Genomic DNA, 15,556 nt, shown 5'->3' with positions numbered 1-15,556 from the left:
ACCGCGCGAACCGCGCACACGCACCGTTCGCGCGGTACCGCGGACGATCAGTTCAACCCGCCGCTCACGACGAGGTGCTCGCCGGTCATCCAGCGCGCATCGTCCGACGCGAGGAACACCGCGACCGACGCGATGTCGTTCGGCTCGCCAAGGCGGCCGAGCGGCGTCTGGCCGAGCACCTGCGCTTCGAGATCCGACCCGATGATGCCCGCGCTGTGTGTGCCTTCGGTCACGATCATCCCCGGGTTGATCGCGTTCACGCGGATCTTGCGCGGGCCGAGTTCGAGCGCGAGCACGCCGGTGATCGCGTCGACCGCGCCCTTCGTGCCGCTGTACACGGCGCTGGCCGGCGGCGTGATGCTGGTCACCACCGAGCTGATGTTGATGATGCTCGCGCCTTCGCCGAGATGCTTGACCGCGGCCTGCGTGGTCAGCAGCACGCCGAACACGTTCGTGTCGAACTGCCGGCGGTAGTGTTCCTCGGTGATCGCTTCGATCGGTGCGAATTCGTACACGCCGGAGTTGTTGACGAGCACGTCGAGACGGCCGTACGTGTCGATCGCGGTATCGACGATGCGCTGCGCATCGGCGGCCTTCGACACGTCGCCGCCGACCGCGACCGCGCGGCCGCCCGCTTCGGTGATCGCGCTCACGACCGCGTCCGCACCCGCCTTGCTGCTCGCGTAGTTGACGACGACCGCTGCGCCCTCGGCGGCCAGTGCCTTCGCGATTGCCGCGCCGATGCCCTTGGATGCGCCCGTGACGATCGCGACCTTGCCTGTCAGCTTGCTCATGATTTCATTCCTCAGTCCGAAGACGTTCGATGGATGGTGCCGGTTGCCGCGACGATGCGTTGACGCGTCGACGCGTTGGGATGGCGACCGGCCTGACTGGCAATGTACGTTGCGGCACCGCAGCGATAAAGCGGCTCGACGCGAATTGACTGGCGGAGTTTGCCGAACAATCGACCGGGCGCGGTCAGCCGGCGCTCAACCACGCATCGGCGACCTCGCCGCCCAGGCCGTCGAGCGCGCCGTCGTAGATGATCCGTCCGCGCCCCATCACCGCGACGCGCCGCGCGAGCCGCGGCGCGAGCTGCAGCCGCTGCTCGATCAGCACGATCGCGACGCCGTCGGCCTGCAGCGCGGCGAGGCACGCGCCGACTTCGTCGACCGCGAGCGGCGCGAGCCCCTCGGCCGGCTCGTCGACGATCAGCACGCGCGGGCGGCCGGCGAGTGCGCGCACCAGCGCGAGCACCTGCTGCTCGCCGCCCGATAATCGCCCGGCTTTCACGTCCGCGCGCGCGGCCAACAGCGGAAAACGCTCGAACAGACGATCGAGCGCCGTGCGTTCGGCGGCGCCGCTCGCGCCGCGCAAACCGAGCCGCAGGTTGTCGCGCACGCTCAGCAGCGGGAACACGTCGCGGCTTTCAGCCACGTAAGCAACGCCGCGCCGCGCGATCTCGAACGTGCGCGCACCCGCGCATTCGGCGCCGGCGATGCGCACCGAGCCGGCCGTGCGTACGAGCCCCATCACGGCCTTCGCGAGCGTCGAGCGTCCCGAGCCGTTGCGGCCGAGCAGCGCGAGCGTCTCGCCCGGCGCGAGCGCGAGATCGACGCCGTCAAGCACGGGCTGCCTCCCGTACCACGCGCGCAGCCCGCGAATGTCGAGCACGGCGTTCATGCCGCGCCCTCGCCCAGGTACGCGGCACGCACGCGCGGATCGGCGCGGATCGCATCGGGCGCGCCGGTCGCGACCACCGCGCCGCGCACGAGCACCGTGATGCGTTCGGCGAAACCGAACACCGCGTCCATGTCGTGCTCGATCATCAGCACCGTGCGGCCCTGCGTCGTCGCACGGATCAGCGCGATCATCCGCGCCGCCTGCGCGCGGCTCATGCCGGCCGTCGGCTCGTCGAGCAGCAGCGTACGTGCACCGCTCGCGAGCGCGATCCCGAGATCGAGCGCGCGTTGCTCCGCGTAACTCAATTCACCGGCCGGCGTATCGCGCCGCGCGTCGAGGCCGATGTCGTGCAGCACGCGCGCGGCCGCGAGATCGACCGACGCCGATTCGCGCAACCGGTTCCACCAGCGCCGCCGCTCGGCCGGCGCATGCAGCGCCGCGCAGCGCAGGTTGTCGAATACGCTGAGGCGCGCGAATGCGCTCGTCTGCTGGAAACTGCGGCCGATGCCGAGGCGGCTCGCAACGACCGGCCCGCGCCCGCGCAGCTCGACGCCGTGCAGCATGACGCGCCCGCGCGTCGGGCGCGTCGCCCCGGCGATCACGCCGAACAGCGTCGACTTGCCCGCGCCGTTCGGTCCGATCAGCGCGTGACGCTCGCCGGACGCGATGCTCAGATCGACGCCGTCGAGCACGGTCTGCGCGCCGAAGCGCTGCACCACGCCGTGCAACGCGATCGCGTTGCCGTTCATCATGCGTCCTCCTGCGTGGCGACCGCCGCGCCGTGCCCGAGCCGCGCGCGCCAGCCCCACAGCAGCGTGCCGATGCCGGCCGCCGAAGCCGCGACGGCCCAGCCGACCGGCGTATCGGCGTCGATGCCCCATGCGCCGAACGCGAGGCCCGTGCCGTCGTCCTGCGCGAAGCGCCACGCATAGCCGAGCTCGGCCGCGCAGACGATCGCGACGCCCCAGAACACGCACGCACCGATCGCGCACAGCACCCGCCAGCGCTCGGTCGCCGACACATCGCGCCGCAATGCATGCGCGAGCGCCTGCGCGATGCCGGCGATCCCGCCCGGCGCGGCCACGACGATTGCGACGAACAGCACGCCCAGATACAGCGCCCACGCACGCGACACGCCCGCGACGCCGATACTCAGCGCGGTCAGCACGGCCGCGCCGGCCGCCGGCCCGAAGAACGCACCGGTGCCGCCGATCACCGCGGCGATCAGCACGGTCGCCGAGCGCGCCATCGACACGCTGTCGGGCGTCGCGAGTTCGACGTCGATCAGCGTCAGCGTGCCGGCGACGCCGGCGAAGAACGATGCGCACGTGACCATCGCAAGCCGCACGCGGCGCGGATCGGTGCCGAGCGCCGCGACGCGCGCCGGGTTGTCGCGCACCGCGTTAGCGAGCCGCGCGAGCGGCGTGCGCGTCAGCACATGCATGGCCGCCGCCGACACGACGCACCACGCGGCGATCACCGCATACGCGTGGGCCGGCGCGCCGAAATACCCGTTGCCCCACGGCGCGCCGCTCGCCCGGTCGATCGGCACGCCGCCGATCCCGCCGAACCACGCGGGCACGCTCCACGCGGCGGCCGCGACGCATTCGCCGAGCCCGAGCGTGATCATCGCGAACGCGGTGCCCGAGCGGCGCGTCGCCAGCAGCCCGGCGACCAACCCGAAGCCCGCGCCGGCCATGCCGCCGACGAGCGGCAACAGCGGCAGCGGGCCGCCGACGTGATTGAACCAGTGGGCGGCCGCGAACGCACCGAGGCCTGCGAACGCCGCGTGCCCGAACGACAGCAGCCCGGTCGTGCCGAGCTGCAGGTTGTACGACAGCGCGAGCACGACGAGCGCGGCCGTCTGCGCGAGATAGCCGAGCACCGCACCATGCGGCCACAGCCACGCGGGCAGCGCGACACACGCGGCGAACAGCGCCCAGCGCGCGCATCCGGCCACTGCGCGGCTATGCATCGACACGCTCGCCGAGCAACCCACGCGGCCGCGCGACCAGCACCGCGACGAGCAGCAGGTACGGCACCAGCGGCGCCAGTTGCGCGATCGACACCGCTGCCACGCTGTCGGGCAGCGCGATGCCCGTCCATTGCGCGAGGTCGCGTAGCGACGTGCCGCTCGCGGCCGCGAAGGTCTGCGCGAAGCCGACCGCGAGCGACGCGACGAACGCACCGCCGAGCGAGCCGAGCCCGCCGATCACGACCACCGCGAACACGACCGACCCGACCGTCTCGGCGAGCGCCGGTTCGATCACCGCGAGCGGCGCGCCGATCACACCGGCCAGTGCCGCGAGCGCGGTGCCCGCGCCGAACAGCGCCGTCATCACGCGCGGCACGTCGTAGCCGAGCGCCTCGACCGCCGCGCGATGCGTGAGCGCCGCGCGCACGACGAGCCCGATGCGCGACGCACGCAGCAGCACGCCGAGCCCGACCAGCATCGTCGTGGACATCGCCATCATGAACAGCCGGTAACGCGGCAAGGCGAGACCGAACACGGTCACGGGCGCACCGTCGAACAGCGGCGGCACCGGCGCCGGCAGCGGTGCGAGGCCCCATGCGAGTTTCGCGCCCTCGCCGATCAGGTACGCGAGCCCGAAGGTCAGCAGCAGTTCGCTCGTATGGCCGCGCGCCTGCACGCGGCGCAGCAGCGCGCGTTCGCAGCCGGCGCCGAGCAGCCCGACCGCCAGCGGCGCGAGCACGAGCGCGGGCCAGAAGCCCGCCCAGGCCGCGATGCTGTAGCCGACGTACGCACCGAGCATGTAGAAGCTCGCATGCGCGAAGTTGAGCACGCCCTGCACGCTGAAGATCAGCGTGAGGCCGGCTGACAGCATGAACAGCAGCAAGCCGTAGCTGAGGCCGTTGAAGGCCTGGAGCGCGAACGCGTGCACCGCGCAGCGTCAGGCGGCGAGCGGTTCGAGCGCGGCGCGCAGCGCGTCGGGCAGCGGCACCGGACGGCGCGTGCCGCGATCGACGTATACGTGCACGAAATGCCCCTGCGCGGCGGGCGACGCATCGCCTTGCGCGAACAGCCCGACTTCGTAGCGCACGCTCGACGTGCCGAGCTTCACGACGCGCAGCCCCGCGTCGACCGATTGCGGGAACACGAGCGGCGCGAAATAGTTGCACTGCGTCTCGACGACCAGCCCGATCGTCTGCCCGTGCTCGACGTCGAGCACGCCCGCGCGGATCAGGTACTCGTTCACGACGGTGTCGAAGTAGCTGTAGTAGACGACGTTGTTCACGTGCCCGTAGACGTCGTTGTCCATCCAGCGGGTCGTGATCGGCAGGAAGTGGCGATAGGCGTCGCGCGGACGCGGCTGCGGCTTGTCGGACATGGCGATGGCGCTCAGGACGATGGAAGCGATGAGGATGGTGAAGACGATGGGAACGACGCGCGGCGGCCGAAGCACGCGGCGCGCCGGCAGGCAACGCGGCGCCGCGTCGCGATCGCGCGCGGCACGGCGGACGACACGCCGCGGGCAGGCCGGCGCGTCACTGCCCCGGCCGATCGACGAATTCGAAATCGAGGCCGCGCGCGCGCATCCAGTCGGCGAGCGCGACACCCGTGCCGGCACGCCACGGACGCAGCAGCGGCGGATCGACGAGCTTGTATTCGAGCAGTTCCGGCGACAGCGACACCGTGCCGGACGCCCGCACGTGGTACGCGATGATCAGTTCGTTCTTGCGGATGAATTCGTACACGCCGACGAGCGACACGTGCTCGGCCTTCAGCGCGGTTTCCTCGAACACCTCGCGGGCGATGCCGTCCTCGGGCGTCTCGCCGTTTTCGAGGAAGCCGGTGATCAGCGCGAACATCCCTTCGGGCCACGCGGCGTTGCGCGCGAGCAGGATCTTGCCGTCGAGTTCGACGATCGCGGCGACGACCGGCAGCGGATTGTTCCAGTGCACGTAGCCGCAGGTGTCGTCGGGGCAGGCCTGGCGGACGCGGCCGCCTTCATGGTCGGGATCGGCACGCTCGGTCAGCGGGCTCGCGCAGCGCGGGCAAAAGCGGTAGTCGGCGGTGGTCATCGATGGGGATCTGGCGAGCGCCGGGCATCGGCCTGCAAGCCGCGTCGGACACCCGCTCGGCGCGGGAAAGGCTTCATTCTAGCGAGTTTGCCCGCGCCCGAGACGATCCGGCCCCACCGGCGTCAGGGCGACCTGCGCCCGTGTGCGGCGGTCGCGGCGAAGCCGGCGGCGCCGATCAGCAGCGCGGCCACCGCGACCCACAGCGCGGGTGTGAACGACCCGAAGCGCGCGGCCAGCGGCGCCGCGACGAGCGGCCCGAGGATCTGCCCGACGCCGTACGACGCGGTCGCATAGCCCATCAGCCCGGCCGCGCGCTCGCCGTGCAGACGCCGCGCCTCGCGCATCGCGAACAGCGTGATCGCGGTGAATGGCAGGCCGAGCAACGCGCTGCCGATCGAGAAACCGGCCGCGTTCGGCCACACGATCCCGGCCGCGATGCCGAGCGCCTGCGTCGCGCAGCCGGCCGCCAGCAGCAGCCGGTTGTCCCAGTGCCCGGGCAGCCGCGCGGCGGTGATCGCGCCGACGATCAGCGCGGCGCCGAACATCGGCCAGAACAGGTCCGGCCAAGGAGAGGCGGCCGGCAGTGCGGCGCGCGCGATCACCGGCAGGAACGTCGCGGTGATGATGTAGCCGAAGCCGGGGGCGCCGTAGAGCACGACGAGCCACGCGGCGTCCGCGCGATGGCGTCGCGTGTCGGCCCGCGCCGCCGGGGTGGCGGGCGAGACGGTAGCCGCATGCGGCGCGGCGGCCGGCGGCGTGGGCTGCGCGTGCGCGGAGGCCGGCGCCACACCAAACGTGCGCCAGATCGCGACCGACAGGACGGCCGACAACGCCGCGAAACCCAGCCAGCCCACCGACGCACGCTGCCCGGCCAGCGCACTGCCGATCAGCCCCGTCACCACGATGCCGACGCCCGGCCCCGCGTAGATCACCCCGCTCCATTCGGGCGCAGCCAGCTCGGCCAGACGCCGCAGTCCCCATTGCGACACGAACACGAACGTCCATGCGCTGACGACGCCCGCGACGAAACGCACGACGAGCCACACCGGCAGCAGGTGGCCGACGCCCATCGCGGCGGTCAGCAGCACGGTCGCGACGAGCCCGAAGCGCACCATTCGCGCCGGCGCGACGCGCAGCGCCGCGCAACTGACCGCGCCGGCGAAGTACCCCGCGTAGTTCGCCGACGCGAGCCAGCTGCCGCCTTTCAGCCCGATCGAGCCGTCCGCGAGCATCAGCGGCAACAGCGGCGTGAACGCGAAACGGCCGACGCCGAGCACGACGGCCAGGCCGACCATGCAGGCGAACGCGGCCGCGCGGGCACGGCGGTCGGCCTGGTCGGACGAAAGCACGCGGGCGGCGGCGGTCAGGGCATCGAAGCGGGACATGGCGGCATGGGCGGGCGCGTCGCGCGCCGGCCGGATCGGAAATCGGAATGGGTCCATCCTAACTTGACCAACCATTCTCGAAAAATGAATAATTAAGAATCGACCCATCCCTCGGAGAGAATCATGGACCTGGCGGCGCTGGCGATTTTCCGGGCGGTCGTGCGCGAAAACGGCGTGACGCGCGCGGCGGCCAAGCTCAATCGCGTGCAGTCGAACGTCACGACGCGCATCAAGCAGCTGGAAGAGGAACTCGGCGCGGCGCTGTTCGTGCGCGACGGCCGCCGGCTCGTGCTGACCCCAGCCGGGCAGACGCTGCTGCCGTATGCGGAGCGCCTGCTCGCGCTCGCCGACGAGGCGCGCGACGCGGTGCGCGAGGACACGCCGCGCGGCCGGCTGCGGCTCGGCACGATGGAAAGCACGGCCGCGAGCCGGCTGCCGACCCTCCTCGCGCGCTACCACCATGCGTGGCCCGACGTGTCGCTCGAGCTGCTGACGGGCACGACGGGCTGCCTGATCGACCGCGTGCGCGACTTCGAGATCGACGCCGCGCTGTTTGCGCGGCCGCCCGAGCCGGACACGCTGCCCGACACGTTCGAGACGGTGCCGATCTTCCGCGAGGATCTCGTGCTGCTCACGCCGCGCGGCCATCCGCCGGTGCGCACGCCGCGCGACGTGATCCTGCCGACGCTGATCGCGTTCGAGCGCGGCTGCGCGTATCGCAAGTACGTCGAACGGTGGTACGCGGCGCACGGCGTGAAGCCGGCCCGGGTGCTCGAACTCGGCTCGTATCACGCGATCGTCGCGTGCGTCGCGGCCGGCGCGGGCGTCGCGGTCGCGCCACGTTCGGTGCTCGATCTGCAACCGGAGACCGGCAACATCGCCGCGCACACGATTCCTGAACTCGAAGGCATCGACACGCTGCTCGGGTGGCGGCGCGGCTATGCGTCGGCGGCGCTCGCCGCGCTGCGCGATGCGCTCACCGACGCCGCGCGGCAGCCTGGGGACATGACAACGCCAACGGTGACCGTGCCGGCCTGACCCCTATGCGCGCGCCGCCGCATCGATCGACGCGCATGGACTGCACAAACGAAACGACCCGACCGGCGCCTGCCGATCGGGTCGTTCGTCGATTCACGCGATGCCGTCAGGGCGACGGCATCGCATCGGTCGTGCAACGATCAGGGATCAGAGCCGTTCTTCGACCCAGCCCTTCACGCCGGCCAGCGCGCCCGGCAGGTTCGCCGGCTCGGTGCCGCCGGCCTGCGCCATGTCCGGACGGCCGCCGCCCTTGCCGCCCACTTGCTGCGCGACGAAGTTCACGAGCTCGCCGGCCTTGACTTTCTTGCTCGCGTCCGGCGTGACGCCCGCGATCAGGCTGACCTTGCCGCCTTCGACGGCCGCCAGCACGATCGCCGCGCTCTTCAGCTTGTCCTTCAGCTTGTCGACCGTTTCGCGCAGCGTCTTCGCATCGGCGCCGTCGAGCGTCGCGGCCAGCACGTACACGCCGCCGATTTCGACGGCCTGCTGCGCGAGCTCGTCGCCCTGGCTCGACGCGAGCTTCGACTTCAGCGCGCCCAGTTCCTTCTCGAGCGACTTCACCTGCTCCTGCACCTGCGCAATGCGCTGCGTGAGTTCCGACGGCTGCGCCTTCAGCGCGGCCGCGGCTTCATTCACGCGTGCGTCGAGCTCCTGCACGTAGCGCACCGCGTTGTCGCCGGTGATCGCCTCGACGCGGCGGATGCCGGCCGCGACGCCGCCTTCGACGACGATCTTGAACAGGCCGATGTCGCCGGTGCGGTGCACGTGCGTGCCGCCACACAGTTCGCGCGAGAAGCCGAGGTCGAGCACGCGCACTTCATCGCCGTACTTCTCGCCGAACAGCGCCATCGCGCCGCCCTTCACCGCTTCGTCGTACGGCATCACGCGCACGATGCCCGGCGCGTTGGCGAGGATCTCGTTGTTGACGATCTGCTCGACGCGACGGATTTCGTCGTCGGTCATCGGTGCGTTGTGCGCGAAATCGAAACGGGTCTTGTCCGCGTCGACGAGCGAACCCTTCTGCTGCACGTGCGCGCCGAGCACTTCGCGCAGCGCCTTGTGCATCAGGTGGGTGGCCGAGTGGTTGCGCTGCGTGCGGGCGCGGCGGTGCGCGTCGATTTCCGCGCGCAGCACGTCGCCGACCTTCAGCGTGCCCTGCTCCAGCGTGCCGTGATGGCCGATCACGTCGGCCTGCACCTTCAGCGTGTCGGCCACCGCGAAGCGCGTTGCGGCGTTCGCGAGCACGCCCTGGTCGCCGACCTGGCCGCCCGATTCCGCGTAGAACGGCGTGTGGTCGAGCACGACGACCGCGTCCTGGCCGGCCTTCACCTCGTTGACGGCCGAACCGTCGACGTACAGCGCAACGACCTTCGCGTCGTCGAACGCGATTTCCTCGTAACCGTGGAAGGTGGTCTTCGCGCCCGAGTATTCGAGGCCCTGCGTCGCCTTGAACTTGCCGGCCGCGCGCGCCTGCTCGCGCTGGCGCGCCATCGCGTCGTCGAATGCCGGCTCGTCGACCGTCATCCCGCGCTCGCGGCACACGTCGGCCGTCAGGTCCAGCGGGAAGCCGTACGTGTCGTGCAGCTTGAACGCGAGCTCGCCGTCGAGCACCTTGCCGCCCTTCGCCTCGACCTCCGCCAGCGCGGCTTCGAGGATCGACATGCCGTGCTCGATCGTCTCGAAGAAGCGCTCTTCTTCCTGGCGCAGCACGTCGGTCACGCGCTGCTCGGCTTCCTTCAGCTCCGGATAGGCGGTGCCCATCTCGGCGACGAGGTCGGCCACCAGCTTGTGGAAGAACGCGCCCTTGCGGCCCAGCTTGTAGCCGTGGCGGATCGCGCGGCGCACGATCCGGCGCAGCACGTAGCCGCGGCCTTCGTTGCCCGGGATCACGCCGTCGACGATCAGGAACGAGCACGCGCGGATGTGATCGGCGATCACCTTCAGCGAGTTGTTCGTGAGGTCGCTGATCTCGCTCACGCGCGCGGCGGCCTTGATCAGGTTCTGGAACAGGTCGATCTCGTAGTTGCTGTGCACGTGCTGCAGCACCGCGGCGAGACGCTCGAGGCCCATGCCGGTGTCGACCGACTGCTTCGGCAGGCGCGTCATGTTGCCCTGCGCGTCGCGGTTGAACTGCATGAACACGAGGTTCCAGATCTCGATGTAGCGGTCGCCGTCTTCTTCAGGCGACCCCGGCGGGCCGCCCCACACGTCCGGGCCGTGGTCGTAGAAGATTTCGGTACACGGGCCGCACGGGCCGGTGTCGCCCATCGTCCAGAAGTTGTCCGATGCGTAACGCGCACCCTTGTTGTCGCCGATCCGGATGATCCGCTCGGTCGGCACGCCGACTTCCTTCGCCCAGATGTCGTAGGCCTCGTCGTCTTCCTGGTAGACGGTCACCCACAGCTTGTCCTTCGGCAGCTGGTAGACCGTGGTCAGCAGCTCCCACGCGAACTTGATCGCGTCGTGCTTGAAGTAGTCGCCGAACGAGAAGTTGCCGAGCATCTCGAAGAACGTGTGGTGGCGCGCCGTGTAGCCGACGTTCTCGAGGTCGTTGTGCTTGCCGCCCGCGCGCACGCTGCGCTGCGCCGTCGTGGCGCGCGAGTACGGGCGCGGGTCCGTGCCGAGGAAGACGTCCTTGAACTGGACCATGCCCGAGTTCGTGAACATCAGCGTGGGGTCGTTACCGGGCACGAGGCTCGACGAGCGGACGATCGTGTGGCCCTTCGATTCGAAGAATTTGAGGAATTTCTCGCGGATTTCGGCAGCTTTCATGGCGTGCGGGGACAGTCTGGCAAAGACGGCTTCAAACGCCGCCGCCCCAGGCGGGGCGCGCGGCGGCATGGATTCGGAAACGATCGATTATACGGGATCGGGGCCCGCTTCCGGGCAAAGCGCCGGCGACGCGGCTCGGCCATCCGGACGAGCCGCCTGGGCCACCCGCGCGGCCGATTCGCCTTAAGATGCTCGGCATGCCAATCGGCCTTGCCCGACAACGCAGGCCCGCCATGAAAGGAGACGATTCGACGATGGGTGCCCTGAGCCATATCCGCGTGCTGGACCTGACCCGCGTGCTCGCGGGCCCGTGGTGCGCGCAGACCCTTGCCGACTTCGGCGCGGACGTGATCAAGGTCGAGCGCCCGGGCGCCGGCGACGACACGCGCCACTGGGGGCCGCCGTACCTGAAGGACGCGGACGGCGCGGATACCGCCGAGGCCGCGTACTACCTCGCGGCGAACCGCAACAAGCGCTCGGTGACGATCGACATCGCAACGCCCGAAGGGCAGCAAATCGTGCGCGAACTCGCCGCGCAGAGCGACGTCGTGCTCGAGAACTACAAGGTCGGGCAATTGAAGAAGTACGGGCTCGATTACGACTCGCTGCGGGCGGTGAAGCCCGATCTCGTCTACTGCTCGGTCACCGGCTTCGGCCAGACGGGGCCGTACGCGCACCGCGCGGGCTACGACTTCATCGTGCAGGGGATCGGCGGCTTCATGAGCATCACCGGCGAACGCGACGGCCAGCCGGGCGGCGGCCCGCAGAAGGCCGGCGTCGCGATCGCCGATCTCGCGACCGGCCTCTATTCGACGATCGCCGTGCTCGCCGCGCTCGCGCATCGCGACCGCACGGGCGAAGGCCAGTACATCGACATGGCGCTGCTCGACGTGCAGGTCGCGCTGCTCGCGAACATGAACACCAACTTTCTCGCGAGCGGCAAGCCGCCGGTGCGCTGGGGCAACGCGCATCCGAACATCGTGCCGTACCAGACGTTCCAGACGCGCGACGGCTGGATCATCGTCGCGGTCGGCAACGACGGGCAGTTCCGCAAGTTCGTCGAGGCCGGCGGCCGGCCCGAGCTGGCCGACGACGAGCGCTTCGCGACGAACCCGTCGCGCGTGCGTCACCGCGACACGCTGGTGCCGATCCTCGCGGAGATGGTGAAGGCGCGCGGCAAGGCCGACTGGATCGGCGCGCTCGAGGCGGCCGGCGTGCCGTGCGGGCCGATCAACGATCTCGACGAGGTGTTCGACAACGAGCAGGTGGTCGCGCGCGGGATGCAGGTAGCGCTGCCGCACCCGTGCGGCGCGGACGTGAAGCTCGTGCGCAACCCGATCCGGATGAGCGCGACGCCGCCGGACGCGCGCACGGCCCCGCCGCTGCTCGGCGCGCAGACGGAAGACGTGCTGCGCGACATGCTCGGCTACGACGACGTGCGGATCGCCGCGTTGAAGGCGAAACAGGCGATCTGACGCGATTCGGGTGACGGCGTCGCGGCGGCTGCGGGCGCACGTGGCGTGCAACGACGGGATCACACGGCCGCGCCCCGCGCCCGACCGACAGGCTGACTAACGCCCGAGCGCGTCGAGCCAGCCGCGCGCTTGCGGCCAGTCGCCGAGCCCGCTGTCCGCGTTGATGTGGCCGCGCGGGCCGAGGTCATGGAACGTGCTGCCCCACGCGTTCGCGCAGCCGCGTGCGAACGCGAGCGAACCGTACGGATCGTCGCTGCTCGCGACGACACAGGTGGGAAACGGCAGCCGCTCGTGGGGCACCGGGCCGAAGCCGTGTGCCTCTGCCGGAAACATCGGCCCGGCGGGATCGGGCAACGCGACGAGCAGCGCGCCGCGCACTTTCGCGAGCGCAGCCGGGCGTGCATAGCGGGTCGCCCACCATGCGGTGGTCAGCGTGCCGAGGCTGTGGCCGGCGATCAGCACCGGCCCGCGCGCCGCTTCGACCGCCCGGTCGAGCGCGAGACACCAGCCGTTGCGGAACGCGCGGTTCCAGTCAGGCATCGCGACCCGCGAGAAGCGCGCATCCGCGCGCTCCCAGCGGCTCTGCCAGTGAAGCGGGCCCGAATTGGCATAGCCCGGCAGGACGAAAACGAGGGGATCGCTCATGAAGGGAGGCGTCGACGAATGGAATCGTGTTGTAGCGTCGACGCAGTGTCGCACACCCGCCTCTCCCTGATGGTGCCTGTCAAAATCCGGGGGTGTGCGTGACCTTCGAGCGGGTCGTGACGCGCTCAGGCAGGCGTCACGACCGGCCGGCATGCAGTGGCGCCCGCGTCGCGGGCGCCAGCCGGCGCGGCAGATCAGCGTACGCCGGCGCCGACCAGGCCGCCTGCCGCCGCGCCGGCCACCGTGCCGACCGGGCCGCCCGTGATCAGGTAGCCGAGCGCGCCGCCCGCGGCCGCGCCAATACCGGCGTTACGCTGCGTATGCGTCATCGCGCATGCGCCGAGTTGCGACAGGGCCGCGACGATTACCGCGGTACGAACGAGAAAAGTGGTCTTCTTCATCATGATTATTGGCTTCCTCCCGCCAGGCAAAAATTGCGAATGGCGGCATTGAATCGGTAAAGCGATCATAGGAAAACCCGAACGGCGCCGGCAATCCGATTTACGTCGTGTTACAGCCGACACACACTCGATATATTGCGAAACACCTCGCGAACCGACGGCAGCCGACCGGCAGGCCGCGCGGGACGGACCCCGGTCAGGTAGAATTACAGGATTAAACCGGCGCGACGCGCCGACACAACCCTGACGCCAACCGCATGAGCACCGAACGCAACGACGCCCCCGCGGCTTCCAATTTCATCCGCAACATCATCGACGACGACAACCGCACCGGCAAATGGGGCGGCCGCGTCGAAACGCGCTTCCCGCCCGAGCCGAACGGCTATCTGCACATCGGTCACGCGAAGAGCATCTGCCTGAACTTCAGCGTCGCGCGCGACTACGGCGGCGTGTGCCACCTGCGCTTCGACGACACGAACCCGGAAAAGGAAAGCGTCGAATACGTCGACTCGATCGTCGACGCGGTGCGCTGGCTCGGCTTCGACTGGCGCAAGGACGCGGTCGATCACCAGTATTTCGCGAGCGACTACTACGACAAGCTGTACGAGTTCGCCGAGCTGCTGATCCAGCGCGGCAAGGCGTACGTCGACAGCCAGAGCGCCGACGAAATGCGCGCGAACCGCGGCTCGCTGACCGAAGGCGGCAAGCCGTCGCCGTTCCGCGATCGCACGCCGGCAGAAAACCTCGACCTGTTCCGCCGCATGAAGGCCGGCGAGTTCAAGGAAGGCGAGCACGTGCTGCGCGCGAAGATCGACATGGCGTCGCCGAACATGAACATGCGCGACCCGGTGATCTACCGGATCCGCTACGCGCACCATTACCGCACCGGCGACGCATGGTGCGTGTATCCGATGTACGACTACACGCACTGCATCTCGGATGCGCTCGAAGGCATCACGCATTCGCTGTGCACGCTCGAATTCGAGGATCACCGCCCGCTGTACGACTGGGTGCTGAACGAACTCGCGGAAGCCGGCGTGTTCACGCGCCCGCTGCCGCAACAGATCGAATTCTCGCGGCTGAACCTCACGTACGCGATCACCAGCAAGCGCAAGCTGCTGCAGCTCGTCACCGAAGGCCACGTCGACGGCTGGGACGACCCGCGGATGCCGACGATCGTCGGCGTGCGCCGCCGCGGCTTCACGCCGGAAAGCATTCACCTGTTCTGCGAGCGGATCGGCGTGACGAAGATCGATTCGTGGATCGACATGAGCATCTTCGAAGGCGCGCTGCGCGACGACCTCGACGACAAGGCCGCGCGTACGGTCGCGGTGCTCGATCCGCTGAAGCTCGTGATCGACAACTATCCGGAAGACCTCGAGGAAGCCTGCACGGCGCCCGTGCATCCGCACCATCCGGACCGCGGCGTGCGCACGTTCCCGATCTCGCGCGAGCTGTGGATCGAGCGCGAGGACTTCGTCGAGAATCCGCCGAAGGGCTATTTCCGGCTGTTCCCGGGCAACAAGGTGCGCCTGCGCTACGGCTACGTGATCGAGTGCACGGGCTTCGACAAGGACGCCGACGGCAACGTGACGGCCGTGCACTGCAACTACTTCCCGGACAGCAAGTCGGGCACCGAAGGCGCGAACACGTACAAGGTCAAGGGCAACATCCACTGGGTCAGCGCGAAGCACGCGCAGCCGGCCGAAGTGCGGATCTACGACCGCCTGTTCAAGGAGCCGCACCCGGACGCGGGCGGCGCGAACTTCCTCGAGGCGCTGAACCCCGATTCGAAGAAGATCGTGCAGGCGTACCTCGAGCCGGGCAACGGCGACGTCGCGCCGGAAACGCGCCTGCAGTTCGAGCGCCACGGCTACTTTGTTGCAGACCGTGTCGATTCGAAACCGGGCAAGCCGGTGTTCAACCGGATCGTCGGGCTACGCGACAGCTGGGGCAAGCCGGCCTGACGGCCTGCTGCACGCGGCGGCGTGCGGCTTCGCAAGCCGCCCCGCTGCCTGCCCATGAAAAAAACCGGCTCGAGGGCCGGTTTTTTTATCGGCGTGCGCCGAAGGACGGATGGCTGCAGCGACAGCCGCGGCGCTCATTCACGCGC

At 69.9% G+C, this 15,556-nt stretch carries 14 protein-coding genes; 3 read left to right on the top strand and 11 right to left on the bottom strand.

What is annotated here, in order from left to right; translation table 11 throughout:
- Positions 1–47: 47 nt before the first annotated feature.
- The 8 genes from H3O04_RS26465 to H3O04_RS26430 form a co-directional block, all read right to left on the bottom strand.
- Positions 48–794, bottom strand: coding sequence for a glucose 1-dehydrogenase (locus H3O04_RS26465; protein ID WP_202588780.1), 747 nt, complete (start codon positions 792–794; stop codon positions 48–50).
- Positions 795–978: 184 nt separating this feature from the next.
- On the bottom strand, positions 979–1,683 hold the full coding sequence (locus H3O04_RS26460; RefSeq protein ID WP_202588779.1) for an ABC transporter ATP-binding protein: 705 nt from the start codon (positions 1,681–1,683) through the stop codon (positions 979–981).
- Complete coding sequence (locus tag H3O04_RS26455) at positions 1,680–2,432, bottom strand: ABC transporter ATP-binding protein (RefSeq protein ID WP_202588781.1); 753 nt, start codon at positions 2,430–2,432, stop codon at positions 1,680–1,682. Before H3O04_RS26455 ends, H3O04_RS26460 begins: the two co-directional genes overlap by 4 nt.
- Positions 2,432–3,658 carry a branched-chain amino acid ABC transporter permease gene (locus H3O04_RS26450; protein ID WP_202588778.1) on the bottom strand — a complete coding sequence of 409 codons (1,227 nt, stop codon included), beginning with the start codon at positions 3,656–3,658 and terminating at the stop codon, positions 2,432–2,434. The genes H3O04_RS26455 and H3O04_RS26450 overlap by 1 nt, the downstream gene beginning before the upstream one ends.
- A complete protein-coding gene (locus H3O04_RS26445) occupies positions 3,651–4,586 on the bottom strand; it encodes a branched-chain amino acid ABC transporter permease (protein WP_202588777.1) in 936 nt (311 codons plus the stop codon). The genes H3O04_RS26450 and H3O04_RS26445 overlap by 8 nt, the downstream gene beginning before the upstream one ends.
- Positions 4,587–4,595: 9 nt before the next feature.
- A complete protein-coding gene (locus H3O04_RS26440; RefSeq protein ID WP_027787751.1) occupies positions 4,596–5,033 on the bottom strand; it encodes an acyl-CoA thioesterase in 438 nt (145 codons plus the stop codon).
- A gap of 157 nt (positions 5,034–5,190) precedes the next feature.
- Positions 5,191–5,727 (bottom strand): NUDIX domain-containing protein, encoded by a 537-nt coding sequence (locus H3O04_RS26435; protein ID WP_027805645.1) that lies wholly within the window; start codon positions 5,725–5,727, stop codon positions 5,191–5,193.
- Positions 5,728–5,849: 122 nt separating this feature from the next.
- Complete coding sequence (locus tag H3O04_RS26430; RefSeq protein WP_202588776.1) at positions 5,850–7,112, bottom strand: YbfB/YjiJ family MFS transporter; 1,263 nt, start codon at positions 7,110–7,112, stop codon at positions 5,850–5,852.
- Positions 7,113–7,235: 123 nt separating this feature from the next.
- Between H3O04_RS26430 and H3O04_RS26425 the strand changes: the two genes are divergently transcribed.
- Entirely contained in the window at positions 7,236–8,150 is a 915-nt protein-coding gene (locus H3O04_RS26425; RefSeq protein ID WP_185920880.1) for a LysR family transcriptional regulator, read from the top strand.
- A 147-nt stretch (positions 8,151–8,297) separates the two neighbouring features.
- Here the strand turns inward: H3O04_RS26425 and alaS are convergent, their stop codons facing one another.
- Complete coding sequence (gene alaS, locus H3O04_RS26420) at positions 8,298–10,922, bottom strand: alanine--tRNA ligase (RefSeq protein WP_202588775.1); 2,625 nt, start codon at positions 10,920–10,922, stop codon at positions 8,298–8,300.
- A 254-nt stretch (positions 10,923–11,176) separates the two neighbouring features.
- Between alaS and H3O04_RS26415 the strand changes: the two genes are divergently transcribed.
- Positions 11,177–12,397, top strand: coding sequence for a CaiB/BaiF CoA transferase family protein (locus H3O04_RS26415; RefSeq protein WP_202588774.1), 1,221 nt, complete (start codon positions 11,177–11,179; stop codon positions 12,395–12,397).
- A gap of 96 nt (positions 12,398–12,493) precedes the next feature.
- Here the strand turns inward: H3O04_RS26415 and H3O04_RS26410 are convergent, their stop codons facing one another.
- Positions 12,494–13,042 carry an RBBP9/YdeN family alpha/beta hydrolase gene (locus H3O04_RS26410; protein ID WP_202588773.1) on the bottom strand — a complete coding sequence of 183 codons (549 nt, stop codon included), beginning with the start codon at positions 13,040–13,042 and terminating at the stop codon, positions 12,494–12,496.
- A gap of 194 nt (positions 13,043–13,236) precedes the next feature.
- On the bottom strand, positions 13,237–13,446 hold the full coding sequence (locus H3O04_RS26405; RefSeq protein WP_006497729.1) for an ornithine acetyltransferase: 210 nt from the start codon (positions 13,444–13,446) through the stop codon (positions 13,237–13,239).
- Between the two features lie 254 nt (positions 13,447–13,700).
- Between H3O04_RS26405 and H3O04_RS26400 the strand changes: the two genes are divergently transcribed.
- A complete protein-coding gene (locus tag H3O04_RS26400) occupies positions 13,701–15,410 on the top strand; it encodes a glutamine--tRNA ligase/YqeY domain fusion protein (protein WP_011694261.1) in 1,710 nt (569 codons plus the stop codon).
- Positions 15,411–15,556 lie beyond the last annotated feature (146 nt).

Origin of the sequence: Burkholderia sp. KCJ3K979 (assembly GCF_016759955.1) — a bacterium.
In the GTDB taxonomy this organism is placed as follows: Bacteria; Pseudomonadota; Gammaproteobacteria; order Burkholderiales; family Burkholderiaceae; genus Burkholderia; species Burkholderia orbicola.
This window is presented reverse-complemented; position numbering and strand designations above follow the sequence as displayed.